Origin of the sequence: Pseudooceanicola endophyticus, from assembly GCF_018760365.1 — a bacterium.
GTDB lineage: Bacteria > Pseudomonadota > Alphaproteobacteria > Rhodobacterales > Rhodobacteraceae > Pseudooceanicola > Pseudooceanicola endophyticus.
The window spans coordinates 386980-410181 of record NZ_JAHIAB010000002.1; the positions used below are offsets into that span (position 1 = coordinate 386980).

A 23202-nucleotide genomic window follows, 5' to 3' on the forward strand; every position below is an offset into this window, starting at 1 on the left:
ACGCTGACCTTCGCCTCTGCGAAGGAAATCCGGTCGCTGGAAACCTGGGTGCAACTTCAATTAGTCACAGGGATTAGTTTAACCATTCTGATCCCAGAAACAAACAGGAATTCTGCCGGCCCGACCGTCATAAGCCTGTCTGCACTTGCATATTTCGTTTCAGACAATGGCGCCTGTGCGAAAAAGGACATGCCGGATCGCACAGGCACGCGGCACCCTCGGCGGCTCAGAGCCCCTCGATGCCGTTGAACTGCTCGGCGATCCAGTCGGCGACCAGCTGCAGCAGCGGGTCCTTGCGACGGGTTTCGTGGAAGCAGAGGTAGAGAGGCGTCTGGAGCGGTTCCGATTCGGGATCGAAGGGCACCAGGCGCGGATCCTGGGTTGCCGCGATCGTGGGCATCAGGCCGGGCAGGCGGGTGCCCTGCACGGTCGAGAGCACCTCGGTCAGGCTTTCGACGCGGATCACCGGATCGCGGCCGCCCAGAATGTTGCGGGCGTGCTGGGCGGGCGGATAGCGGTCGTGCTTGTTGTGCAGACCGATCCAGCCGGCGTCGCGCGGACTGTCCTCGTAGCAGTAGACATTGGTGTGGTACTTGCCGATGTAGCGCACCACGAGGCGTCCCTGCTGGGGCCGCGCCGCCGAGACGAACAGGTCGTTGTCGCCAAGCGCATCCTGGTAGAACTGACCGGTGAAGGTAATTTCAAGCCCGGGGTTGCTGGCAAGGAACTGGCGCAGTCCCGGGAAAAGGACGAAACTGGCAATCGAGGGAGGGCAGCCGATATTGATGTGACCGGTGACGTGGTCGGGCGCCTGATCGCGCGCGTTCAGGTAGCTCTCGATTTCATTCTCGAAGGCGGTAATGCTTTCGATCAGATCGGTGATCGCCTCGTTGGCGGTCCATCCCTGGGGGGTCTTCAGAAAAAGATCAAATCCCAGGGTCTCTGACAGGCGCGCCAGACGCCGGGAGACGGTTGCCGGATTGGTATCCAGCAACCGCGCCGCCGCGCTCATCGAGCCTGTCTTGTGCACCGCAACGAGGTAGCGCAGGTCGTCCCAATTCTTCACGTCTATTCTTCCTCAAGTGCCCGCCGGATCAATCCTCGGCGGGGCCTGCATTTTCCTCATCATCGCCCTGGTCGACGATGCGGGCAACAGAAACAACGTGCTCATCCTTGCCGGTATTGAACACGCGCACACCGCCTGCGCTGCGCGAGCGGAACGAGATCCCGTCGACCGGCACCCGGATCGACTGACCGCGCGAGGTGGCCAGCATGATCTGGTCGTCCATCTCGACCGGGAAGGCGGTGATGATCGGGCCCGAACGCATGGATTTCTCCCATGCGGTCACGCCCTGACCACCACGGCCGCGCACCGGATAGTCGTGCGAAGAGCTGATATGGCCATGGCCGCCGTCGGTGATGGTCAGGATCAGCGTTTCCGCCGCAGACATCTCGGCATAGCGTTCCTGGCTCAGCGGCATGTCGGCATTGCCTTCTTCGTCCTCGGTCGCCTCGGTATCGCCGGCCATGGCACGACGCATCTTGAGGTAGGAGGCACGCTCGTCGCTTTCGGCGAGGAAGTGCGGCAGCACGAACATCGAGGCGACTTCATCGTTCTCGGCCAGCTTCACGCCGCGTACACCCGTCGAGTTGCGCGAGTTGAAGACGCGGACGTCCTCGGAGCGGAAGCGGATGGCCCGACCCGAGCGGGTGAACAGCATCACGTCGTCCTCGGGGCCGCAGATGCGGGCGTTGATCAGGCGCATCCCCTCGGCTTCGCCCTCGAACTTCATCGCGATCTTGCCGTTGCGCATGACGTTGGTGAAGTCCGACAGCGCGTTGCGGCGCACGGTGCCGGCGGAGGTCGCGAAGACGATCTGCAGATCGCCCCAGTCTTCCTCGGCCCGGTCGACCGGCATGATCGCGGCGATGGAGACCCCGGTCGGGATGGGCAGGATGTTGACGATCGCCTTGCCCTTCGAGGTCCGGCCACCGGCGGGAAGACGCCAGGTCTTCAGCTTGTAGACCATGCCCTCGGTGGTGAAGAACAGCAGCTGGGTATGGGTATTGGCGACGAAGAGGGTGGTGACGGCATCGTCATCCTTCATCGCACCGCCCGACAGGCCCTTGCCGCCGCGCTTCTGGGCGCGGAAATCGGCCAGCGGCGTGCGCTTGATGTAGCCGCCAGCAGTCACGGTGACGACCATGTCCTCGCGCTCGATCAGGTCCTCGTCTTCCATGTCGCCGGACCAGTCGGCGATCTCGGTGCGGCGCGGCACGGCGAACTGGTCGCGGATCTCGCGCAGCTCGTTCGAGATGATCTCCATGATGCGCTCGCGCGAGCCGAGAATTTCGAGGTATTCGCGGATCTTGCCGGCCAGTTCCTGCAGCTCGTCGGTGACTTCCTTGACGCCGATCTGGGTCAGGCGCTGGAGGCGCAGTTCGAGGATCGCGCGGGCCTGGGCCTCGGAGAGGTTGTAGGTGCCGTCCTCGTTGATCGTGTGGGTCGGATCGTCGATCAGCTTGATGTATTCCAGGATCGAGCTTGCCGGCCAGCGGCGCGTCATCAGCTTTTCACGGGCATCCGCCGCATCGGCCGAGGCGCGGATGGTCGCGACGATCTCGTCGACGTTCGAGACGGCAACCGCGAGGCCGCAGAGCAGGTGGGCCCGTTCGCGGGCCTTGCGCAGCAGGTAGGCGGTGCGGCGGGCAACGACATCCTCGCGGAAATCGACGAAGGCCGACAGGAAGCCGTACAGGGACAGGGTTTCCGGGCGTCCGCCGTTCAGCGCCAGCATGTTGCAGCCGAAGGTGGTCTGCATCGGCGTGAAGCGGAACAGCTGGTTCAGCACGACATCGGGGGTGGCGTCGCGCTTGAGCTCGATCACCACGCGCACGCCGTCGCGGTCGGATTCGTCCTGCACATGGGCGATGCCCTCAAGACGTTTCTCGCGGACCTGCTCGGCGATCTTCTCGATCATCGCGGCCTTGTTCACCTGGTAGGGGATCTCGTCGATGATGATCCCGTAGCGGTCCTTGCGCAGTTCCTCGATATGGGTCTTGGCGCGAAGGATGACGCTGCCGCGGCCTTCAAGATAGGCCTTGCGGGCGCCGGAACGGCCCAGGACGATGCCGCCGGTGGGGAAGTCGGGGCCGGGGATGTACTGGATCAGGTCCTCGGTCGAAAGGTCCGGGTTCTCGATCAGCGCCAGGGTGGCATCGCAGACCTCGCCCAGGTTGTGGGGCGGGATGTTGGTGGCCATGCCGACGGCGATGCCGCCGGCGCCGTTGACCAGCATGTTGGGGAACTTCGCGGGCAGAACCGTGGGTTCGCGGTCCTTGCCGTCGTAGTTGTCCTGGAAGTCCACCGTGTCCTTGTCGATGTCGTCGAGAAGGTAGTTGGCGACCTTGTCCATCCGGACTTCGGTGTAGCGGAAGGCCGCGGCCTTGTCGCCGTCCATCGAGCCGAAGTTGCCCTGACCATCCAGCAGCGGCAGCGACATGGAGAAGTCCTGCGCCATCCGCACCAGCGCGTCGTAGATCGCCGCATCGCCGTGGGGGTGGTACTTACCCATGGTGTCCGCGACGGGGCGCGAGGACTTCCGGTAGGGCTTGTCGTGGGTGTTGCCGACCTCGTTCATGGCGAAGAGGATCCGCCGGTGCACAGGTTTTAGGCCGTCGCGCAGGTCGGGAATGGCCCGGCTGACGATGACCGACATGGCATAGTCGAGGTAGGAGGTCTTCATCTCCTCGGCGATGGAGACGGAGGGCACGGAAGGACCCGGTGCCGCTTTTTCGTCTTCGTTTTCAGGGGTTTCCGGAGTATCGGTCACGAGGTTCGCCTGTCTGGTCGGATCTTCTACATCTTGTTGGGCAGACTATAGCACCGGGCTTATCTTGGGTGCAATCCTTGCGCCTGCCTGCCGTTGGCAGCCAGAGGGATTGGCTGCCAACATACTGTTTTCGTTGAAAAGTAATCCCTTCATGCCAAGCTTCGAAGAGTGTCCGGCAAATTCGGAGGGATCGAATGACGGAAACCGAGCTTCTGCTGAAGGGATACGGGCTGACGACGGCGGAGTTCTTCTACCGCATGCCCGACCATCGCCATGTCCTCAACAGCTTCCTGTGGCAGGATTACGACCTGGCGCCGGACCATCCGCGGCTGTTCCGCTTCATCGCCTTCTGGCAGAGCGAGATCGAGGGGCCGCTGCATTCCGTGCGCTTCGCCCATCGCCGCAAGCTGGCCAGCGGAGAGTGGCGCCAGGTCGTGGGAGAGTTTCGCTACCACTGAGGCCGCGCGCCCGGGGGCGGAAACCGGCCCTTGCGGGCCGGTGCCTCCGGCGGAGGTATTTTCGACAAGAAAATGCCAGGGCGCGCGCACCGGGCCCGGAGGTCAGGGCAGGATGCGGGAGTATTTCAGCCCCTCGACCGTGGCGCCGACCTTGAGGCCGGCCTGGCCGAAGATCACCGCGATCACCGGCGACAGCGAGGTCGTGGTGTCGGCGCGGATGGTCTGGCCCTGGTTCGAGAAGACCAGGGTGGCATCGGCGCTGGCGGCCCAGCCATCGGAGCGGCGGAACTCGGCCAGGGCGGCATCGGTCATGAAGAACAGCACATGGGCATATTGCTGGGCGCCGATCTGCAGGCCGATATTGGCCCGGGTGGCGGCATAGTAATCCACCGTGGCGCCGCCGACGCGCAGGGCGCCGCGCCCGTAACCGCCGCCGATGCCCAGGCCTGCCTCGGTGATCAGCGGCATGACCAGCATGCCGGCGGCCTTCTGCGACAGTTCGCGGGTGGCGGGATATTCCGAATACATCTGCTGGAGCGTGGCATCGACGCGGGCGTCGATCTCGGCGCCGCCATTGCTGCCGACGCCACCGGCGCAGGCCGCCAGCGCGGGAAGGCTGGCCAGCGCGGCCAAGGTGAAACCTCGGCGCGAGAGCCGGTTGGGGGATTGATCGCTCATCTCACTGCCTCTCTTGGGGGTCCCCGCGGGGACCGGGCGGGCCGTTGACCGGCCCTTGGCCCGAGGGATACCCGGAACCGGGCGCCCTGTCACCCTTTGCGGCGACAGGGCCGGGGTTCAGGCGGATCCGAACTTGCGGGCGAATTCGGGTGCGTAATAGGTCAGCACGCCGTCGCAGCCGGCGCGCTTGAAGGCCATCAGGCTTTCCACCATCACCTTGTCGCCGTCCAGCCAGCCGTTCTGCGCGGCCGCCTGCAGCATCGCGTATTCGCCCGAGACCTGGTAGGCGAAGGTCGGCACGCCGAACTGGTCCTTCACCCGGCGACAGATGTCGAGATAGGGCATGCCGGGCTTGATCATCACCATGTCCGCGCCTTCCGAAAGGTCGCGGGCCACGAGCCGCAGCGCCTCGTCGGTATTGGCGGGGTTCATCTGGTAGGTCTTCTTGTCGCCGCCCTTGAGGGAGGCAGCCGCGCCAACCGCATCGCGGAAGGGCCCGTAGAAGGCCGAGGCGTATTTCGCGGCATAGGACAGGATCATGACGTTTTGGAAGCCGTTCTTTTCCAGCGCGGCCCGCATCGCGCCGATGCGGTTGTCCATCATGTCGGAGGGGCCGATGATGTCGGCGCCGGCCTCGGCCTGGGACAGGGTCTGCTTGACCAGGGCCTCGACGGTTTCGTCGTTCACCACGTAGCCGTCCTTCACGTAGCCGTCATGGCCGGTGTCGGAATAGGGATCGAGCGCCACGTCGGTCATCACCAGCATCTCGGGGCAGGCGGCCTTGATGGCGCGGGTCGCGCGGTTCGACAGGTTCTCGGGGTTCCAGGCCTCGGAGGCATCGGCGCTGCGCTTGTCGCTCGGCGTGTAGGGGAAGATGTCGACCGCCGGAATGCCCAGGTCATAGGCCTCCGAGACCGCCTCGGCCAGCTTGTCGACGCTGCGGCGCATGACGCCGGGCATCGAGGGCACGGGCTCTTCGTGGTTTTCGCCCTCGCAGACGAAGACCGGCCAGATCAGGTCCCGGGTGTCGAGCTTGTTTTCCTGAACCAGGTCGCGGATGCCCGAAGAAACTCGGGTGCGGCGCAGGCGGGTGGCGGGGAAGGGCGCGTGAACGGGCTGCATGGGGGACCTCTCACAATATGCGGGGCAAGGCTTGGCACGGGGCGGCGGCAAGCTCAAGGGTGACCTGAAGGGGGTGGCGGGCCTCGGGGCTGGGAAAACGGTGCGGTCCGGGCTATATGGCTGCGGCGCAGCGAAGCCAGAGAAAAGGAACCCGGCCGGTGGATGCCCTCACCCTGATCCTCGCCCTTCTGGACCTCAGGTCCTTTTCAAATCTCTGGTTCTGGATCGTCCTGGCGGGGATCTGGACCTTCGCCGGCAGCCTGCTGGTGGGCGTGCCCCATGCCCTGGCGGCCGAGGCGCAGGCCGAGGGCAGCGCGGCCGAGCGCGACCTTCACGATCTCGTGCGGATCCGGGCGATCCGGGCCGAGACGCTGGTCGAGCGTCAGGGCGTCTGGTTCGCGGGGCTGGGCACCTTTCTTCTGACCGTGCTGGCGCTGCTGGGATTCCTTTATGACGTGGAATTCGGTCAGGCCGCCTTCCTGATCCTGTTTCCGCTGAGCCTGTGCTGGCTGATGAGCCTGCAAAGCTTTCGCCGCATGGGCCGCGAGCGTCCCGATACCGCGGGCCTGCTGCTGCGGCTGCGCCGGTTGCGGGTGTCGATCCAGGCGGTCGGCCTGATCGCGGTTCTGGCCACATCGGCCTGGGGCATGTATGTCAACGCCCTGCACGGCATTCTGGGACGGTAATCGGATGGCACAACCTGGACGGATCACGCTCGGCGGCGCGCCGGAGGGCTTTGACGCGGCATTGATCCTTGCCGAGGTCGAAAAGAGCGGCGGCCCGGTGCTGCATGTGGCGCGGGATGATCGCCGCCTGGCGGCTATGGCCGACGCGCTGCATTTCTTCGCCCCCGACATGCCGGTGGTGACCTTCCCCAGCTGGGACTGCCTGCCCTATGACCGCGTGTCGCCGAACCCCGACATCGCGGCGGCGCGGATGGCGACGCTGGCGGGGCTGGTGCATGGCATGCCCGCGCGCTACGTTCTGCTGACCACGCTGAATGCCGCGACCCAGCGGCTGCCCGAGCGCGCGATCCTGCGCGAGGCCGCCTTCAGTGCTGCCGTCGGTGCCCGCATTGATGAAAAGGCGCTGCGCAACTTCCTGGTCCGTATGGGCTTTTCCCAGGCCAACACGGTGACGGAGCCGGGTGATTACGCGATCCGCGGCGGTATAATCGACATCTTCCCGCCGGGCGAAAGCGGTCCGGTGCGCCTCGACATGTTCGGCGACGTGCTGGACGGGGCGCGCCGTTTCGACGTGGTGACGCAGCGCACCACGGAAACGCTGGACGTGGTGGAGCTGGCGCCGGTCTCGGAGGTGATCCTGGACGAGGCGGCGATCACCCGGTTCCGGCAGAACTACCGGATCGAGTTCGGCGCCGCCGGCACTGATGATCCGCTTTACGAAGCGGTCAGCGCCGGGCGCAAGCAGCAGGGGATGGAGCACTGGCTGCCGTTCTTCCACGACCGGCTGGAGACGCTGTTCGATTACCTGCCCGAAGCCTCGATCACGCTGGACGATCAGGTGACCCCGGCGCGGCTGTCGCGGTGGGAGACGATCGCCGACCAGTACGAGACCCGCCGCATCGCCATGGCCGACCGCAAGCGGATGGACAGCATCTACAAGCCGGTGCCGCCGAAGCTTCTTTATCTTGATGACACCGCCTGGGAGGCCGCGATTGCCGGCCGCCGGGTGATCGCGCTGTCGCCTCTGGCGCAGTCTCCGGGGCCGGGCGTACTGGATGCCGGGGGACGGATCGGGCGCAATTTCTCGCCAGAGCGGCAGTTGGAGAATGTAAGCCTTTTCAAATCTCTCGCAGACCATGTTAAAGTTAAACTTCAAGATGGTCCGGTGATTGTCGCCTCCTATTCGGAGGGCGCGCGGGAACGTCTGGAAGGGCTGATCGCCGATGAGGGCCTGAAGGAGGCCATCCCTGTCACCGATGCCCGGCGCATCGGCAAGACGGGTCTGCATCTGGCGGTCTGGCCGCTGGAGCACGGCTTCGAGGGCAAGTGGAACGGCCGTCCGCTGACGGTGATTTCGGAACAGGACGTGCTGGGCGACCGGCTGATCCGGGGCGCGCGCAAGAAGCGGCGGGCCGACAATTTCCTGACCGAGGCGCAAAGCCTCAGCGCCGGCGATCTGGTGGTCCATGTCGATCACGGCATCGGGCGCTATCACGGCATGGAGGTGATTACGGCGGCGGGGGCGGCGCATGAATGCCTGCTGCTGGAATATGCCGAGAACGGGCGCCTCTACCTGCCGGTCGAGAATATCGAGCTGCTGACCAAATATGGTCACGACGAGGGTCTGCTGGACAAGCTTGGCGGGGGCGCCTGGCAGGCCAAGAAGGCCCGCATGAAGGAGCGCATCCGCGAGATGGCGGACCGGCTGATCCGGGTCGCCGCCGAACGCGCCCTGCGCCGCGCGCCGCTGCTGGAGGTGCAGGGCCACGAATGGGACAGCTTCCTGTCGCGCTTCCCCTACATGGAGACCGACGACCAGCTCTCTGCGATCCAGGATGTGCTGACGGATATGGACTCGGGCCATCCGATGGACCGGCTGGTCTGCGGCGACGTGGGCTTTGGCAAGACCGAGGTGGCGCTGCGCGCGGCCTTCGTGGCGGCCATGTCGGGCGTACAGGTCGCCGTCATCGCACCCACGACGCTGCTGGCCCGCCAGCACTACCAGAACTTTGCCGAGCGCTTCCGGGGCTTCCCGCTTCAGGTCAGCCCGCTGTCGCGTTTCGTCAGCGCCAATGATGCCGCGCGCACCCGTTCGGGGATCGGCGACGGCACGGTCGATATCGCGGTCGGCACCCATGCGCTGCTGGCCAAGAACATCCGCTTCAAGAACCTCGGTCTGCTGATCATCGACGAGGAGCAGCGCTTTGGCGTCGGCCACAAGGAGCGGCTGAAGGAGATGCGCAGCGACATCCACGTGCTGACGCTGACCGCGACGCCGATCCCGCGTACCCTGCAACTGAGCCTTTCGGGGGTGCGGGACCTTTCGATCATCGGTACGCCGCCCGTCGACCGGCTTTCGATCCGGACCTATGTGAGCGAGTTCGACGGCGTCACCATCCGCGAGGCGCTGCTGCGCGAACATTACCGCGGCGGCCAGAGCTTCTTCGTGGTGCCCCGCGTCAGCGATCTGGACGAGATCGAGGCCTTCCTGAAGGAACAGGTGCCGGAGGTGAGCTTTGTCGTCGCCCATGGGCAGATGGCCGCCGGAGAGCTGGATCGCCGGATGAACGCCTTCTACGACGGCAAGTACGATGTGCTGGTGGCGACGACCATCGTGGAATCGGGTCTGGATATTCCGCGCGCCAACACGATGGTGGTGCACCGGGCCGACATGTTCGGCCTCTCGCAGCTGTACCAGATCCGGGGGCGCGTGGGCCGGTCCAAGACCCGTGCCTATGCCTATCTGACGACGAAGCCCCGCGCGCCGCTGACCGATGCCGCGCAGAAGCGCCTGAGGGTGCTGGGCAGCCTGGACACGCTGGGGGCCGGGTTCACGCTGGCGTCGCAGGATCTGGACATCCGCGGCGCCGGCAACCTGCTGGGAGAGGAGCAGTCGGGCAACATGCGCGATGTCGGCTACGAGCTGTACCAGTCGATGCTGGAGGAGGCGATCGCCAAGATCCGCTCGGGCCAGCTGGAGGGGCTGACCGAGGCCGACGAACACTGGGCGCCGCAGATCAGCCTGGGCGTGCCGGTGCTGATCCCGGAAGATTACGTGCCGGATCTGGACCTGCGGCTGGGGCTGTACCGGCGCCTGTCGGGCCTGTCGAAGAAGGTCGAGCTGGAGGGCTTTGCCGCCGAGCTGATCGACCGCTTCGGGAAGCTGCCCAAGGAGGTCAACACGCTGCTGCTGTTCGTGCGCATCAAGGCGATGTGCAAGCGGGCGGGGATTGCCAAGCTGGACGGGGGCCCAAAGGGTGCGACGATCCAGTTCCACAACGACCGCTTCGCCTCTCCGGAAGGGTTGGTGGCCTTCCTGAAGGACCAGAACGGGCTCGCGAAGGTCAAGGACAACAAGATCGTCGTGCGGCGGGACTGGGCGACGGAGGCGGATCGGATCAAGGGGGCCTTCGCCATCGCGCGGGACCTGGCCGAGAAGGTCGTTGCCAAGGAAAAGGCCGCGAAGGCGAAGGGCTGAGGGCGGCAGGGGGCGCTGCCCCCGCGCCTTTCGGCGCTCCCCCGGGATATTTCGGGCCAGATGACTGGGAGCGCGGCGGGTTCAGGCCAGCAGCGTGGTGATCTTCGGGGCGATGTGATCCCAGAGCGCAGGGGTGGCGCGGCGGATGACGCGACCGACGCGGGTGTCTATCATCTCGTAGGTGACGTTGTTGGCGCGCCAGGAGACGCCGTTGGAGGCGATGTTCTGCATCGGCGGCTGGAAGCGGTCGAGGGCCTTGGCGAAGCGGGCATCCGGGGTCTCGGCGGCTTCGAACTCCTGCCAGAGGGCATGGTGGGGGGCGCCTTCGGTGTCGGGCAGCAGGCCGAAGAGGCGGGCGGCGGCGGCCTCTTCCTTCTCGGCCATCAGGGCCTGGGTTTCGGGGGTCTGCAGGTAGAGGGGGGCATCGCCGGCGTCGATCTCGACCAGGTCATGCAGCAGCAGCATGCGGATCACCCGGGAAGGCCGGGTGCCCTCGGGGGCATGTTCGCCAAGGGTCAGCGCGTAGAGGGCGAGGTGCCAGGAATGTTCGGCGGAGTTCTCGAACCGGGAACCGTCGGTGAGGGTGGTGGCGCGGGTCACGGTTTTCAGCCGGTCGGCCTCGGCCACGAAGCGGGCGCGGGCGGCGACGGGCTGATCGGTGTCGGCGCAGGCGGCGGAGAGATGGGCGTGCAGATCGGGCAGGGTCTCGGCCAGCAGGCGGGCGCGACCGGTGGCGAGATTGCTCAGCGTGCCCTCCACGTGGTCGGCGCGGCGGGGCGAGGCGGCGAAGGTCTGCAGCACCGGCACGCCGAAATCGACGGATTTGGCGAGGCGGGCGTCGGGGGTTTCCTTTGCCTCGAATTCGGACCAGAGGGCGTGGAAGGCGGCGCCCTGGTCGGCGGGCAGCAGCCCGAAGAGGCGTTCGGCGGCGGCGCGTTCGGCCCGTTCCAGGGCCGCGGCATCGTGGGGTTCGTCGAAGGGCTGATCGCCGGCGTCGATTTCCACCAGATCGTGCAGCAGCAGCATCGACAGGATGCGGTCGAGGCGATGATCGGGGAGGTCCGGCAGCCAGGCCATGGCCGCGAGCGCCGCCTGCCAGGAATGTTCGGCCGCGTTTTCCTGCCGGGACTGGTCGGTGAGGGTCGAGGCACGGATGACGCGCTTGAGCTTGTCGGCCTCGGTGAGGAAGGCAAGCTGGGCGTCGAGGCGGGTGCTGTCCATGGGGGCTCCTGTCGCTATGCGCGTGGGGTAGGCCCATGGGCGGAAAGGTGCAAGGCCTGCCCCGGTCGAGGCAGGCCCTGTCATGGTTCAGCGCGTGGTCTCGGTGAGGCGGCGCTTCACGTAGTCGGAGACCGAACCGATCATCTGGTTCATCTGCTCTTCCTCGGAGAAGAAGTGGCCTGCGCCCTCGACTTCCTCGTGGGTGATGGTGATTCCCTTCTGCTCCTGAAGTTTCGAGACCAGGGAGCGGGTATCGGCGGGGGGCGCCACGCGGTCGGCGGCGCCGTTGATGATCAGGCCCGAGGAGGGGCAGGGCGCCAGGAACGAGAAATCGTACATGTTGGCGGGCGGCGCGACCGAGATGAAGCCGGTGATCTCGGGGCGGCGCATCAGCAGTTGCATGCCGATCCAGGCGCCGAAGGAGAAGCCCGCGACCCAGCAGTGCTTGGAGTTCGAGTTCATCGACTGGAGGTAGTCGAGCGCCGAGGCGGCATCGGAAAGCTCGCCCACGCCCTGGTCGTATTCGCCCTGGGAGCGGCCGACGCCGCGGAAATTGAAACGCAGGACCGTGAAGCCCATGTTATAGAAGGCGTAGTGAAGGTTGTAGACAACCTTGTTGTTCATCGTACCGCCGAACTGGGGGTGCGGATGAAGGACGATGGCGATCGGGGCGTCCCGGTCCCGCTGGGGGTGGTAACGGCCTTCAAGACGGCCTTCGGGTCCGGGAAAGATGACCTCGGGCATGGAAAGGTTCCTCACAGGTGGCGCCTTCATTCTTGACGAATTTGGTCAGGCACCTTAGAAATGTTCTAAACGGCTCATCCGGGCCGTTTGCCGGTTTCCAGCCGAGATAGTCTGGACGCGGGCGAAGGTCAATGAAATCAGCCAGTCCCAGCGGAGGGCCAGGCGAGGCGCAGGATCGGGAGAGAACCCCTCGTGAAACTGAGTACCAAGGGACGTTACGCCATGGTGGCGCTGTCGGACATCGCCCTGCAACCGGCGGAAAGCCTGGTGGCCCTGGGCGATATTTCCCGGCGTCAGTCGATTTCGCTGCCCTATCTGGAGCAGCTTTTCGTGAAGCTGCGCCGGGCCGGGCTGGTGGTGAGCGTGCGCGGGCCGGGCGGCGGCTACCGCCTGTCGCGGGAGGCGGGAGAGATTCGCGTCCTGGATGTGCTTTCTGCGGTGGACGAGACGGTCAGCGCGATGCACAAGGGCGCGGGCGTATCGGGCGGGCTTTCGGGCAGCCGGGCGCAGTCGATGACCAACCGGCTCTGGGAGGGGCTTTCGGCCCATGTCTACGTGTTCCTGCACCAGACCACCCTGGCCGATGTCGTGCGCAACGGCCTGGCCCCGTGCCCGGCGGTGCCGAGCCTGCTGGTGCTGGTCGACGAGGATGATGCCGATGCGGCGGCCGAGCCGGTGAGTGCCGCGTCGTGAGAACCCGGCGGGAGAAAGGGGGCTCTGCCCCCGTCGCTGCGCGACTCCCCCGCCATATTTTTGGAAAGATGAAGATGTTGCGGATCGCGCGACATCGGGTGTGCCGATCATGAGCCGAGTGTATCTGGATCACAATGCGACGACGCCGCTGCGGGCCGAGGCCCGGGCGGCGATGATCGCGGCCATGGATGTGGCGGGCAACGCTTCTTCGGTGCATGCCGAGGGGCGGGCCGCCAAGGCGCTGATCGAGCGGGCGCGGGCCCAGGTGGCCTCTGCGCTTGGGGCCGATGGCGCCGACGTGGTCTTTGTCTCGGGGGCCACCGAGGCGGCGGCGCTGGCCATGGCGGGGCGCGACCTGGCCGTGGCCGATGTGGAACATGATGCCGTGCGCTCCTGGGGGCGGGCGGTGCTGGCGGTCGATGGTGCGGGCATCGTGAGTGTATCCGATCCCGCGGGATCGGCGCTGCAGCTGGCCAACAGCGAAACAGGCGTGGTCCAGAAACTGCCGGAGGGGCTGGCGGTCAGCGACCTGACCCAGGCCTTCGGCAAGCTGCCGCTGGCCTTCAACTGGCTGGGGGTCGGTATGGCGCTGATCTCGGCGCACAAGCTGGGCGGGCCGAAGGGTGTGGGGGCGCTGGTGCTGAAGCGCGGCACCGACCTGGCGGCGCAGCTGAAGGGCGGCGGCCAGGAGATGGGGCGCCGTGCCGGTACCGAGAACGTGATCGGCATTGCCGGGTTCGGGGCGGCTGCGGAAGCGGCGGCGCGCGACCTCGATGCCGGGCTCTGGGAGGCTGTGGCGGCCCGGCGCGACCGGCTGGAGGCCCGGCTGAGGGATGACATTCCCGATCTGGTGATCGCCGGATCGGAGGCGGCACGGCTGCCGAATACGACCTGCCTGATCTCGCCCGGCTGGAAGGGTGAGACCCAGGTGATGCAGATGGACCTTGCCGGGTTCGCGGTCAGTGCCGGTTCGGCCTGTTCCTCGGGCAAGGTGAGGGCAAGCAATGTGCTGCGGGCCATGGGCTATGACGAGGAGGCCGCCTCGGGCGCGCTGCGGATCAGCCTGGGTCTTGAGACAACCGATGAAGAGCTTGAGCGCTTTGCCACTGCCTGGCTGGCGCAGAGAAAACGTCGCCGCGCGCGTGCGGCGTAAGAGATAGGACGCGATATGACCAAGATGGATACGCCCGAAGACATCCGGGGGCCCGAAGTCAAGGAAGGCGTCGACCAGGAGACGGTGGATGCCGTCCGCAACGTGTCGACCTACAAGTACGGCTGGGACACCGAGATCGAGATGGACTACGCCCCGATGGGGCTGAACGAGGACATCGTGCGCCTGATCTCGGCCAAGAACGAAGAGCCCGAGTGGATGACCGACTGGCGTCTGCAGGCCTATCGTCGCTGGCTGGAAAAGGAAGAGCCCTCCTGGGCGATGGTCGACTACCCCGAGATCGACTTCCAGAAGCAGTACTACTATGCCCGTCCCAAGAGCATGGAAGTGAAGCCGAAGTCGCTGGACGAGGTCGATCCGAAGCTGCTGGAGACCTACCAGAAGCTGGGCATCCCGCTGAAGGAGCAGATGATCCTGGCCGGTGTCGAGGCGCCCGAGGCCCCCGAGGGCGAGGAAGAGGCGCCGCGCCGGGTCGCCGTGGACGCGGTCTTCGACAGTGTTTCCGTGGGCACCACCTTCCAGAAGGAACTGAAGGAAGCCGGCGTCATCTTCTGCTCGATCTCGGAGGCGATCCGCGAACATCCCGAGCTGGTGAAGAAGTACCTTGGCTCGGTGGTTCCGGTGTCGGACAACTTCTACGCGACGCTGAACAGCGCGGTCTTCTCGGACGGGTCCTTCGTCTACGTGCCGCCGGGCGTGCGCTGCCCGATGGAGCTGTCGACCTATTTCCGCATCAATGCGGAGAACACCGGCCAGTTCGAACGCACCCTGATCATCGCCGACAAGGGCAGCTACGTCAGCTACCTGGAAGGCTGCACCGCGCCGCAGCGCGACACCGCGCAGCTGCACGCCGCCGTGGTCGAGATCATCATCGAGGAAGACGCCGAGGTTAAGTACTCCACCGTTCAGAACTGGTTCCCCGGGGACGAGAACGGCAAGGGCGGCATCTACAACTTCGTGACCAAGCGCGCCGATTGCCGGGGCGACCGGGCGAAGGTGATGTGGACCCAGGTTGAAACCGGCTCTGCCGTGACCTGGAAATACCCCTCCTGCATCCTGCGCGGCGATGATGCACAGGGCGAATTCTACTCGATCGCCATCGCCAACAACTTCCAGCAGGCCGATACCGGCACCAAGATGATCCACCTTGGCAAGAACACCAAGTCCCGGATCGTGTCCAAGGGCATCTCGGCGGGCCGCGCGCAGAACACCTATCGCGGCCTGGTCTCGGTGCATCCGAAGGCCAAGAACGCGCGCAACTACACCCAGTGCGACAGCCTGCTGATCGGCGACAAGTGCGGGGCCCACACGGTGCCCTACATCGAGGTGAAGAACAATTCTTCCCGCGTGGAGCACGAGGCGACCACCTCCAAGGTGGATGACGATCAGCTGTTCTACTGCCGCTCGCGCGGGATGGACGAAGAGGAAGCCGTGGCCCTGGTTGTTAACGGTTTCTGCAAGGACGTGCTGCAGGCTCTGCCGATGGAATTCGCGATGGAAGCACAGCAGCTTGTCGCGATCTCGCTGGAAGGGTCCGTGGGCTAAGGCCTGCGGACTCAGGGTACGCCGGGGCAAAGGGTCGGGTCATGGTTCAGAAGGTCTTTTTCTCGGCCGTCAAGAACGAGGGCCCGTTCCTGTTGGAATGGATCGCCTATCACCGGGCGATCGGTTTCGACCGGATGGTGATCTATTCCAACGACTGCACCGATGGCAGCCACGAGCTGCTGGAGGCGCTGGCGCAGGCCGGGATCATCGACCACCACCCCCGGGACCTTAAGCCCGGTCAGTCGGCCCAGGTCTCGGCGGCGCAGGCGGCGAATGCCGCCGGTGTCGTGGCGCCGGGGGACTGGGTGATCTGGCTGGATGCGGACGAGTTCCTGAACATCCACGCCGGGGCCGGCCATCTGGACGACCTGCTGGCCGAGATCGGAGAGGCGCGCGGCATGCTGATCCCCTGGCGGATCTTCGGCGATGGCGGCAACCTGACCTTCCCGGGCCGGGTTCTGTCGGAGGCCTTTACCCGGGCCGCCCGGCCGACCTTTGGCGCCAATCGCGAAAGCAAGACGCTGTTCCGCGCCGGTCCGGGGATCGAGGGTTTTGCCGAGGTCGGGATCAACCGGCCGCGGCTGACGCCCGGCGCCCTGCGGGCCGTGGATTTCCTGACCGGGTCGGGGCAGCCGCTGGACGGGGCCTCGCTGCGCAACCTCGATTGGCTGGCGGGCCGCGACTTTGCCGCAAGCAAGATGGTCGCGTCCGAGGAATACGGCACCGAGCTTGCGCAGGTGAACCACTACTGCGTGCGCACGCCGGATCTGTTCCGGCTGAAGCGGCAGCGCGGGCGCGGTTACCGGGCCGATGCGACGGGGGCGGCCAACACCCGCCACCAGGACGATTTCTACGTGCGTCACAATCGCAACGGTGCCGAGGATCGCTCCATCCTGCGGATGTTGCCCGAGACCGAGGCCGAACTGGCGGCGCTGCGGGCCCTGCCGGGGGTGGCCCAGGCCGAGGCGCTGGTGGCGCGGCGCACCGCCGGGGCGCTGGCGCGGCTGGAAGCCGAGGAGGGGCCGGTGCGCCGTCCCCGGGCGGCCGCCGCTGCGGCGGGGCCGAAGGATGCCACGATCGCGGCCCCCGAACGCTTCGAACTGACGCTGCCGGAGGCCGAGGCCGAGGTGCTGCGGGCCGCCTATGCACGGGCCCGGGTGATCCTGGAATACGGCTCTGGGGGCAGTACCTTCGTCGCGCTCGACGGGCCGGCAGAGGCGGTCTTTGCGGTGGAAAGCGATGCCGATTGGGCCAGGCGCATCCGCACGGCGCTGCGCGCGGGCGATCCGGGGCGCCGGGTCCGGGTGCACCATGCCGATATCGGCAAGACGGGGGCCTGGGGCAAGCCGGTCAACCGGCGCGCCGCCGAGCGCTTCCACCTTTATGCCACGGGCATCTGGGATGCGGAGAAGTTCCGTCAACCCGATGTCGTGCTGATCGACGGGCGCTTCCGGGCGGCCTGTTTCATGACGGTGCTGCTGCGCACCACATCGCCGGTCACGGTGCTGTTCGACGACTACACCGAACGGCCCGAGTACCACTGGATCGAGGACTACCTGACACCCAGCCGGGTTGTCGGGCGCATGGCCATCTTCGAGGCGTCTCCCATGGCGTTTCCCACCGACGATCTCTCTCGCGTCGTCGGGGCCTATGCGGATTGGAGATAGGCCGCTCGGGCGGCCATGATCATCTAAGGCGGCCTTAGGGACGCCGGTGAAAAGGACAAGAAAATGCTGGAAATCAAAAACCTGCACGTCAAACTTGAAGAAGAGGATAAACAGATCCTCAAGGGCGTGAACCTGACGGTCGAGCCGGGCAAGGTACATGCGATCATGGGGCCGAACGGCTCGGGCAAGTCGACGCTGTCCTATGTGCTTTCGGGCAAGGACGGCTACGAGGTGACCGAGGGCGAAGCGACGCTTGGCGGTGTCAGCCTGCTGGACATGGAAGCCGAGGAACGCGCCGCTGCCGGCCTGTTCCTGGCCTTCCAGTACCCGGTGGAGATCCCCGGCGTCGGCAACATGACCTTCCTGCGCACCGCGGTGAACGCACAGCGCAAGGCCCGCGGCGAAGAGGAAATGTCGGCTGCCGACTTCCTGAAGGCCGTGCGCGAGAAGGCGAAGTTCCTCAAGATCGACGGCGACATGATGAAGCGTTCGGTCAACGTCGGCTTCTCGGGCGGTGAGAAGAAGCGCAACGAGATCCTGCAGATGGCCATGCTGGAGCCGAAGATGTGCATCCTGGACGAGACCGACTCCGGCCTCGACGTGGATGCGATGAAACTGGTCTCCGAAGGGGTGAACCAGCTGCGCAGCCCGGACCGCGGCTTCCTGGTGATCACCCACTACCAGCGCCTTCTGGACCACATCAAGCCGGACGTCGTGCACATCATGGCCAATGGCCGCATCGTCAAGACCGGCGGCCCCGAGCTGGCGCTGGAAGTCGAGAACAACGGCTACGCGGACATCCTGGCGGAGGTGGAATAATGACCGCTCTGACCAATGCACAGCGGGCGCGTCAGCGCCTGGCCGAGCAGAAGGCGCAGGTGAGCGAGGCGCGGATTGCCGCCCTCGCACCCGCGCCCCAGGCCGGCTGGTCCGCCGAGGCCCGCGCCGACGCCCTGTCGCGCCTGCGCGCCGAAGGTCTGCCGCATCCGCGCGACGAGTACTGGAAATACACCCGCCCCGAGAGCCTGACCCAGGCCGAAGCCCCCGCCGCCGCGATCTTCACGACGGATGAGAAGGGCATCTTCGATGCCATCGACCGGGTGAACGTGGTCTTCGTCGACGGCGTCTTCTCGGAGGAGCTGAGCTCGGATCTGGCGCTGGAAGGCGTCTCGATCGAGCGTCTGGCCGAGACCACCAGCGATATCCATTGGGCCTCGGGCCTCTATGGCAAGCTTGAGAAGGCGGGCCAGGATCCGGTCGCGCGTCCGCTTGCGGCGCTCAACACCTATGCGGCGACCGATGGTCTGCTGATCCGCGTCACCGCCAAGGCGACCAAGCCCGTCGCGCTGCAATATGTCCACAATTCCGAGACTTCCGACGCGATGCTGCATCACGTCGTGAAGCTGGAAGAGGGGGCGGACCTGACCCTGCTGGAGAACGGCCCCGCCGCCGCGCGCTTCAACAAGGTGATGGAAGTGGACGTGGCCGATGGCGCCAGCTTCCACCATATCCGCGCCCAGGGCCGCGATCACGAGCGTCGCGCCGTGACCCATATCTTCGCGCGCCTGGGCACGGAAAGCACCTTCAAGTCCTTCACCATGACGGTGAACGGCGTGCTGACCCGCAACGAGGTGGTGGTCGAGTTCACCGGCAATGACGCGGTAGCCCACGTGGCCGGCGCTGCGGTCGGCGACGGCGATTTCCACCATGACGACACGGTCTTCATCACCCATGACGCGGTGAACTGCGAAAGCCGGCAGGTCTTCAAGAAGGTGCTGAAGAACGGCGCCAGGGGCGTCTTCCAGGGCAAGATCCTGGTCAAGCCCGACGCCCAGAAGACCGACGGCTACCAGATCAGCCAGTCGCTGCTGCTGGATGATGACAGCCAGTTCCTGGCCAAGCCGGAACTTGAGATCTACGCCGATGACGTGGCCTGTTCGCATGGCTCGACCTCTGGCGCGATCGACGACGACGCGATGTTCTACCTGCGCTCGCGCGGGGTGCCCGAGCATGAGGCGCAGGATCTTCTGGTGATCGCCTTCCTGGCCTCGGCCATGGAAGAGATCGAGGACGAGACCCTGCGCGACATCATGCTGGGCCGCATCACCGAATGGCTGGAGCGGCGTCGCGGCTGATGTCGCTGATCGGCAACATCGCCGCCACCTATCGCGGTCCCCGCCGCGTCCTGCGCCAGCTGCTGGCGCAGGGCCCGCGCGAGGACCGCGCCCTGGCGTTGCTGATGGGGTCGGTGGTGATGATCTTCGTCGTGCAATGGCCGCGCCTCTCGCGCGAGGCGCTGGAAAGCGGCGAGAACCTTCAGATGCTGCTGGGCGGGGCGCTGTTCGGACTGGTGTTCATCCTGCCCCTGCTGCTCTACATCCTGGCGATGCTGAGCCACTGGGGGATGCGGCTTTTCGGCGGGCAGGGCAGCGGTTACGGGGCACGCCTGGCGCTGTTCTGGGCACTGGCGGCGGCGATGCCGCTGCTGGTCCTGCACGGGCTGGTTGCGGGCCTTATCGGCCCGGGACCCGAGAAAGCGCTGGTGGGCCTCGGCTGGCTGGCGGTATTCCTGTGGTTCTGGCTGGCCGGCCTCTGGGAGGCCGGTCGCGGACCCAAGACAGAGCGGAACGGCTGACAATGCAATACTGGATCGAGCTGGCGCGCCAGAGCATCCTGAACCCGCGCGCGGCAGCGCCGATCGTGGCGGGACTGATCCTGCCGCCGGGCACGCTGGCGCTGCTGGTGGCCCTGGTTTCGGTGCTCAACGGCATCTTCTACGGGCTGTTCCTGCCCGCCGGCCTGCTGCCGGGGCTGTTTGGCCAGCCCATTCCCATGGCGGTGCTGTTCGGGGCGATCTTCGTCGCGGGCGCCGCCGCGCTGACCGGGGTCGGCCGCTTGTTCGGCGGCACCGGGGAGATCCGCGACATCCTGCGGGTCACCATCTTCCTGCAGATCATCCGCCTGGCCGTCCAGGTCGTGCTGATCGTCATCGCGCTACTGGTGCCGGTTCTGGCGACCTTCCTTGGAACGGCCGCCGGGGTCTGGGGCCTTTACATGATGATCTGCTTCATCGCAGCCGCGCATCGCATGGATTCCCGCGTGAAGTCCTTCGGTGTGATCGGCGTCACGTTTTTTGCCGCAATCATCGCCCTGTCGGTGCTCTTGTCGGCAATGGGCCTTGCGCCCATGGAGGTCTGAGATGTTCGACGTCAACGCGATCCGCAGGGATTTCCCGATCCTGTCGCGCCAGGTCAACGGCAAGCCGCTGGTCTACCTCGACAACGGGGCCTCGGCCCAGAAGCCGCAGGTGGTGATCGACGCGATCACCCGCGGCTATGCCGAGGAATATGCCAACGTGCACCGTGGGCTGCACTACCTGTCGAACCTCGCGACCGAAAAGTACGAAGGCGTGCGGGGCAAGGTGCAGCGCTTCCTGAACGCAGGCCACGAGGAAGAGATCGTCTTTACCTCGGGCACCACCGAGGGGATCAACCTGGTCTCCTATGCCTGGGCCGCACCGCGGATGGAGGCCGGCGACGAGATCGTGCTGAGCGTGATGGAGCATCATGCCAACATCGTGCCCTGGCACTTTCTGCGCGAACGCCAGGGCGTGGTGATTAAATGGGTCGAGATGGAGGCTGACGGATCGCTCGATCCGCAGAAGGTCATCGACGCCATGGGGCCGAAGACGAAGCTGGTCGCGATCACCCAGATGTCGAACGTGCTGGGCACCGTGGTCGACGTGAAGACGATCTGCGCCGCCGCGCGGGCGCGCGGCATCCCGACGCTGGTCGATGGCAGCCAGGGCGCGGTGCACATGCCGGTGGACGTGCAGGATATCGGCTGCGATTTTTACGCCATCACCGGGCACAAGCTTTACGGGCCCTCGGGGTCCGGCGCGATCTACATCCGGCATGAGCGCATGGCCGAGATGCGCCCCTTCCTGGGCGGCGGCGACATGATCCGCGAGGTGACACGCGAGGGGATCTGCTATGCCGATCCGCCGATGAAGTTCGAGGCCGGCACGCCGGGCATCGTGCAGACCATCGGCCTGGGCGTTGCGCTGGATTACATGATGGAGATCGGGCTGGAGAACATCGCCGCCCATGAACGCAGGCTTGCCGATTACGCGACCGAGAAGCTGCACGGGCTGAACTGGCTGAACGTGCAGGGGCAGGCGCCGGGCAAGGGGGCGATCTTCAGCTTCACCATGGAGGGTGCGGCCCATGCTCATGACATCTCGACCATCCTCGACAAGAAGGGGGTCGCGGTGCGCGCGGGCCATCACTGCGCCGGGCCGCTGATGGAAACGCTGGGCATCACCGCCAGCTGCCGGGCGAGCTTTGCCATGTACAACACGACCCAGGAGGTCGATGCGCTGGTCGAGGCGCTGGAACTGGCGCACGAGCTGTTTGCGTGAAGATTTCCGATCCGCCGTCGGGCGGATCGGGCCTCCGGCGGGGATATTTGGGGCCAGATGAGAGAGCCGGTCTGCGCGCGCCTTGGGCGTTTGCGACATTGGTTCGGTCGTTTTCGGCCCATCGGGTTTTCATTCCGGCGGGCGGCGTTACCCTTGGGGCATGCAATAACCCGAGGAGAGACGCATGACCCTTCTGACCGAAGCCGACGAGATTTCCAGGATCGCATTCGGGTTCATGGGGTCGAAGGCCCTGTTCGCGGCACTGGAGCTGAATGTGTTTTCGCACCTGGCCAAGGGGCCGATGACGGCCGAGGCGCTGGCGGCAGCGGAAGGCATTCACGCGGATCGTGCCATGACCCTGCTGACGGCGCTTGCGGGCCTGGGCCTGTGCAGCGTGGAGGAGGGGGTGTTCCGCAATTCCCCCGCCGCAGAGGCCTTCCTGGTGCAGGGGGCGAAGTACGATTTTGGCGAATACCTGCGGCTGCAGGTCGGCAAGCAGATGTATCCGCTGCTGGACCAGATCGAAGGTGCCCTGACCGGCGAGATGGATCCGGAGGCGACCAAGTCCTACGCCGACTGGTTCTCTGATCCGGAGGAGGCGCGGCTTTATTCCGAGAGCCAGCATTCCGGGTCGCTGGGGCCGGCGCGGCAACTTGCCAAGGCGCTGGACCTGTCGGACAAGCGGCGGATGCTGGACGTGGGCGGCGGCACGGCGGCCTTTGACATCGTGCTGTGCGGTCGCAATTCCGAGCTGCGCTCGACCGTTCTGGAATTTCCCAATGTTGCCACCCTGGGCCGGCGCTACGTGGCGGAGGCCGGGTTGTCGGACCGGATCACCTACCAGGAGGGCAATGCACTGGAAGCCGACTGGCCCGAGGGGCAGGATATCGTGCTGATGTCCTACCTGTTCTCTGGCGTGCCGGGGGCGGCCCATGCGGGGCTGATCCGCAAGGCGATGTCGGTCCTCAATCCTGGGGGTGTCGTGCTGGTACACGATTTCATCGTCGCCGAGGATCGTACCGGGCCCTCCCTCGCGGCGCTCTGGCAGTTGCAGCACACGGCCTTCACGCCGGAGGCGCGTTCGCTGGATTCGGGATGGCTGACCGGGGCGCTGGAAGGGGCCGGATTTGCCGAGGTGGGCATCCGGACGATGATCCCCGAAATGACGATGCTTGCGATGGGCACGAAGACCTGACGGCAGTTGAAGAAAATCGTCCCAGGCGGTGCGCGGACCATTGCGGCCCGCCTGGGGAGCCGCTATAGACGCGCTCAGGCACCCGTAGCTCAGCTGGATAGAGCGCTGCCCTCCGAAGGCAGAGGCCACAGGTTCGAATCCTGTCGGGTGCACCATAAAATCAAGCACTTAGGAAAAGCACACTGGACCGTCGGTCCCGTTTTGGTGTGGAAACCCGGATAATTCATGCTCGACGCGCCTCGTCTTGAGCTGAGAATTCGGGTTTGAGGTGTGCGTGTAAGCTCCTCCGGA

The 23202-nt window shown here is 65.9% G+C and carries 19 protein-coding genes and 1 tRNA gene; 14 read left to right on the forward strand and 6 right to left on the reverse strand.

What is annotated here, in order from left to right:
* Positions 1–226 precede the first annotated feature (226 nt).
* Entirely contained in the window at positions 227–1066 is an 840-nt protein-coding gene (locus tag KM176_RS05370) for a LysR family transcriptional regulator (RefSeq protein WP_160890936.1), read from the reverse strand.
* A 28-nt stretch (positions 1067–1094) separates the two neighbouring features.
* On the reverse strand, positions 1095–3833 hold the full coding sequence (gene gyrA, locus KM176_RS05375) for a DNA gyrase subunit A (protein ID WP_160890935.1): 2739 nt from the start codon (positions 3831–3833) through the stop codon (positions 1095–1097).
* Between the two features lie 194 nt (positions 3834–4027).
* Between gyrA and KM176_RS05380 the strand changes: the two genes are divergently transcribed.
* Positions 4028–4291: an usg protein gene (locus KM176_RS05380; protein ID WP_160890934.1), complete on the forward strand. Its 264-nt coding sequence runs from the start codon at positions 4028–4030 to the stop codon at positions 4289–4291.
* Positions 4292–4393: 102 nt separating this feature from the next.
* On the opposite strand, the gene KM176_RS05385 is transcribed toward KM176_RS05380, so the two are convergent.
* Both KM176_RS05385 and hemB read right to left on the reverse strand, forming a co-directional pair.
* Entirely contained in the window at positions 4394–4969 is a 576-nt protein-coding gene (locus KM176_RS05385) for a lipid-binding SYLF domain-containing protein (protein ID WP_160890933.1), read from the reverse strand.
* A gap of 117 nt (positions 4970–5086) precedes the next feature.
* The gene (gene hemB / locus KM176_RS05390; protein WP_160890932.1) at positions 5087–6091 is read right to left on the reverse strand and encodes a porphobilinogen synthase; all 1005 of its coding nucleotides are present in this window, start codon (positions 6089–6091) and stop codon (positions 5087–5089) included.
* 158 nt (positions 6092–6249) lie between these two features.
* Between hemB and KM176_RS05395 the strand changes: the two genes are divergently transcribed.
* Together KM176_RS05395 and mfd are read left to right on the forward strand one after the other, a co-directional pair.
* Positions 6250–6777 carry a component of SufBCD complex gene (locus tag KM176_RS05395; RefSeq protein WP_311136119.1) on the forward strand — a complete coding sequence of 176 codons (528 nt, stop codon included), beginning with the start codon at positions 6250–6252 and terminating at the stop codon, positions 6775–6777.
* A gap of 4 nt (positions 6778–6781) precedes the next feature.
* The gene (gene mfd / locus KM176_RS05400; protein WP_160890931.1) at positions 6782–10255 is read left to right on the forward strand and encodes a transcription-repair coupling factor; all 3474 of its coding nucleotides are present in this window, start codon (positions 6782–6784) and stop codon (positions 10253–10255) included.
* 81 nt (positions 10256–10336) lie between these two features.
* On the opposite strand, the gene KM176_RS05405 is transcribed toward mfd, so the two are convergent.
* Together KM176_RS05405 and KM176_RS05410 are read right to left on the reverse strand one after the other, a co-directional pair.
* Positions 10337–11476, reverse strand: coding sequence for an HD domain-containing protein (locus KM176_RS05405; protein ID WP_160890930.1), 1140 nt, complete (start codon positions 11474–11476; stop codon positions 10337–10339).
* Between the two features lie 87 nt (positions 11477–11563).
* Complete coding sequence (locus tag KM176_RS05410; RefSeq protein WP_160890929.1) at positions 11564–12220, reverse strand: alpha/beta hydrolase; 657 nt, start codon at positions 12218–12220, stop codon at positions 11564–11566.
* 192 nt (positions 12221–12412) lie between these two features.
* Between KM176_RS05410 and iscR the strand changes: the two genes are divergently transcribed.
* The 11 genes from iscR to KM176_RS05465 all read left to right on the forward strand — a co-directional run bounded on the left by iscR (position 12413) and on the right by KM176_RS05465 (position 23066).
* Positions 12413–12913 (forward strand): Fe-S cluster assembly transcriptional regulator IscR, encoded by a 501-nt coding sequence (gene iscR, locus KM176_RS05415; protein ID WP_160890928.1) that lies wholly within the window; start codon positions 12413–12415, stop codon positions 12911–12913.
* Positions 12914–13022: 109 nt separating this feature from the next.
* On the forward strand, positions 13023–14066 hold the full coding sequence (locus KM176_RS05420) for a cysteine desulfurase family protein (RefSeq protein WP_160890927.1): 1044 nt from the start codon (positions 13023–13025) through the stop codon (positions 14064–14066).
* Positions 14067–14090: 24 nt separating this feature from the next.
* A complete protein-coding gene (gene sufB / locus KM176_RS05425; protein ID WP_375372106.1) occupies positions 14091–15629 on the forward strand; it encodes a Fe-S cluster assembly protein SufB in 1539 nt (512 codons plus the stop codon).
* Between the two features lie 41 nt (positions 15630–15670).
* Positions 15671–17296 carry a glycosyltransferase family 2 protein gene (locus KM176_RS25155; protein ID WP_160890925.1) on the forward strand — a complete coding sequence of 542 codons (1626 nt, stop codon included), beginning with the start codon at positions 15671–15673 and terminating at the stop codon, positions 17294–17296.
* Positions 17297–17359: 63 nt separating this feature from the next.
* Positions 17360–18115, forward strand: coding sequence for a Fe-S cluster assembly ATPase SufC (gene sufC, locus KM176_RS05435; RefSeq protein WP_160890924.1), 756 nt, complete (start codon positions 17360–17362; stop codon positions 18113–18115).
* A complete protein-coding gene (gene sufD, locus KM176_RS05440; RefSeq protein WP_160890923.1) occupies positions 18115–19431 on the forward strand; it encodes a Fe-S cluster assembly protein SufD in 1317 nt (438 codons plus the stop codon). Before sufC ends, sufD begins: the two co-directional genes overlap by 1 nt.
* A complete protein-coding gene (locus KM176_RS05445) occupies positions 19431–19931 on the forward strand; it encodes a YIP1 family protein (protein WP_160891264.1) in 501 nt (166 codons plus the stop codon). The genes sufD and KM176_RS05445 overlap by 1 nt, the downstream gene beginning before the upstream one ends.
* A gap of 2 nt (positions 19932–19933) precedes the next feature.
* A complete protein-coding gene (locus KM176_RS05450; RefSeq protein ID WP_160890922.1) occupies positions 19934–20494 on the forward strand; it encodes a Yip1 family protein in 561 nt (186 codons plus the stop codon).
* A gap of 1 nt (position 20495) precedes the next feature.
* Positions 20496–21716 carry a cysteine desulfurase gene (locus KM176_RS05455; RefSeq protein WP_160890921.1) on the forward strand — a complete coding sequence of 407 codons (1221 nt, stop codon included), beginning with the start codon at positions 20496–20498 and terminating at the stop codon, positions 21714–21716.
* Positions 21717–21900: 184 nt separating this feature from the next.
* A complete protein-coding gene (locus tag KM176_RS05460) occupies positions 21901–22911 on the forward strand; it encodes a methyltransferase family protein (RefSeq protein ID WP_160890920.1) in 1011 nt (336 codons plus the stop codon).
* A gap of 78 nt (positions 22912–22989) precedes the next feature.
* Positions 22990–23066, forward strand: a tRNA-Arg gene (locus KM176_RS05465).
* The last annotated feature ends 136 nt before the right edge of the window (positions 23067–23202 follow it).